At 70.7% G+C, this 1,615-nt stretch carries 3 protein-coding genes and 1 pseudogene; all 4 read left to right on the top strand.

Translation table 11 applies throughout. The annotated features are described in order from the left end of the window. Nucleotides 1-291, top strand: a 291-nt coding sequence (locus AB0O00_RS38565; RefSeq protein WP_363659341.1) for a hypothetical protein, incomplete at its 5' end; no start/stop codon positions are given. 228 nt (nucleotides 292-519) lie between these two features. Then, the gene (gene rplU / locus AB0O00_RS38560; RefSeq protein ID WP_030233759.1) at nucleotides 520-837 is read left to right on the top strand and encodes a 50S ribosomal protein L21; all 318 of its coding nucleotides are present in this window, start codon (nucleotides 520-522) and stop codon (nucleotides 835-837) included. A 14-nt stretch (nucleotides 838-851) separates the two neighbouring features. Then, on the top strand, nucleotides 852-1,109 hold the full coding sequence (rpmA, locus tag AB0O00_RS38555) for a 50S ribosomal protein L27 (RefSeq protein WP_030058248.1): 258 nt from the start codon (nucleotides 852-854) through the stop codon (nucleotides 1,107-1,109). A 120-nt stretch (nucleotides 1,110-1,229) separates the two neighbouring features. Next, nucleotides 1,230-1,615 (top strand): annotated as a pseudogene (gene obgE / locus AB0O00_RS38550) (GTPase ObgE); the annotation flags it as partial.

The raw sequence follows: 1,615 nt of genomic DNA, 5'->3' as shown, positions 1-1,615 counted from the left end.
GCCGAGCCGGTCGCCGAGGAGGCGCCGGAGGAGGCCGCCGCGCAGGCTCCCGCCGAGGCCCCCGCCGAGGAGCCCGCAGCCGAGGCCACCGCTGCCGAGGCCGCCGCCGAGGCCGAGGAGGCGCCGGCGCCCAAGAAGCGGGCCGCGCGCAAGACCGCCGCGAAGAAGACCGCCGCCAAGAAGACGACGACGGCGGCCAAGAAGACCACCGCCCGCAAGACCGCGACCAAGCGGACGAGCGCGGCGGCCAAGAAGGCGGCGGCCGCCGAAGGTGATACGGCGGCCGAGTAGTGCCCACGCCCGGGGCGGGACCCTTCCCGCCCCGGGCCGTACGGTCCGGTTTGCCCCTCGGGCGGCCGGTCCGTATTCTTGACCATCGGCGTGTCTACGCCACGCTCCCGAGCACATCACCTTCCCGGTACGTCCGCGCCCGCGCGGAGGGACGGGGAGAGGCTCCTGTGTCCGTACCCAGGTGGCTGGCGTCGGGAGTTCCGACCGAGTTGGGAAAGTAGGTACCGCATGTACGCGATCGTTCGCGCAGGCGGCCGCCAGCACAAGGTCGCCGTCGGCGACGTGCTGGAGATCGACCGTATCGAGGCCAAGCCGGGTGACTCGGTGGAGCTCTCGACCATCCTGGTCGTCGACGGTGACGCCGTCACCTCCGACCCGTGGGTCCTGGCCGGCGTGAAGGCTCACGCCGAGGTGGTCGACCAGACCAAGGGTGACAAGATCGTCATCCTGCGCTACAAGAACAAGACCGGCTACCGCCGTCGTCAGGGTCACCGTCAGAAGCACACCGCGGTGCGCATCACCAGCATCGACTCGGTCAGCAAGTAAGGGGATAGCGAGATATGGCACACAAGAAGGGCGCAAGCTCTACCCGTAACGGCCGTGACTCGAACGCCCAGCGCCTCGGCGTGAAGCGCTTCGGCGGCCAGGTCGTCTCCGCCGGCGAGATCCTCGTCCGCCAGCGCGGCACCCACTTCCACCCGGGTGCCGGTGTCGGCCGCGGTGGCGACGACACCCTGTTCGCGCTGACCGCCGGTGCGGTGCAGTTCGGCAACCGTCGCGGCCGCAAGGTCGTCAACATCGTGGCCGTCGAGGCCTGAGTCCCCGCGGACTCGCGAGTCGCACCAGACTCACACTGAAGGGTGGGCCGGAATGTTCCGGTCCACCCTTCGGCTTTACGCAGGTAGCAAGCAGACTCATCCGTACTGGAGGCACACCCCATGACCACCTTCGTGGACCGCGTCGAACTTCACGTCGCCGCGGGTAACGGAGGCCACGGCTGCGCCTCCGTACACCGGGAGAAGTTCAAGCCGCTCGGCGGCCCCGACGGCGGCAACGGCGGCGAGGGCGGCAGCGTCATCCTCACCGTCGACGCGCAGATCACCACCCTCCTCGAATACCACCACTCGCCCAAGCGCAAGGCGACCAACGGCAAGCCCGGCGCGGGCGGCAACCGCACCGGCGCCGAGGGCCAGGACCTCGTCCTGCTGGTGCCGGACGGCACCGTCGTGCTCGACCGACAGGGCAACGTGCTGGCCGACCTGGTCGGGCACGGCACCAGCTTCGTCGCCGCCCAGGGCGGCCGCGGCGGCCTCGGCAACGCCGC

The organism is Kitasatospora sp. NPDC093558 (assembly GCF_040683475.1).
In the GTDB taxonomy this organism is placed as follows: Bacteria; Actinomycetota; Actinomycetes; order Streptomycetales; family Streptomycetaceae; genus Kitasatospora.
The sequence above is the reverse complement of the archived record's forward strand: the minus strand, read 5'-3'. Positions and strand labels throughout refer to the sequence as shown.

Coding starts and splice junctions, on each gene's coding strand:
- rplU (WP_030233759.1), top strand. CDS start 520: ATGTACGCGATCGTTCGCGCAGGCGGCCGCCAGCACAAGGTCGCCGTC.
- rpmA (WP_030058248.1), top strand. CDS start 852: ATGGCACACAAGAAGGGCGCAAGCTCTACCCGTAACGGCCGTGACTCG.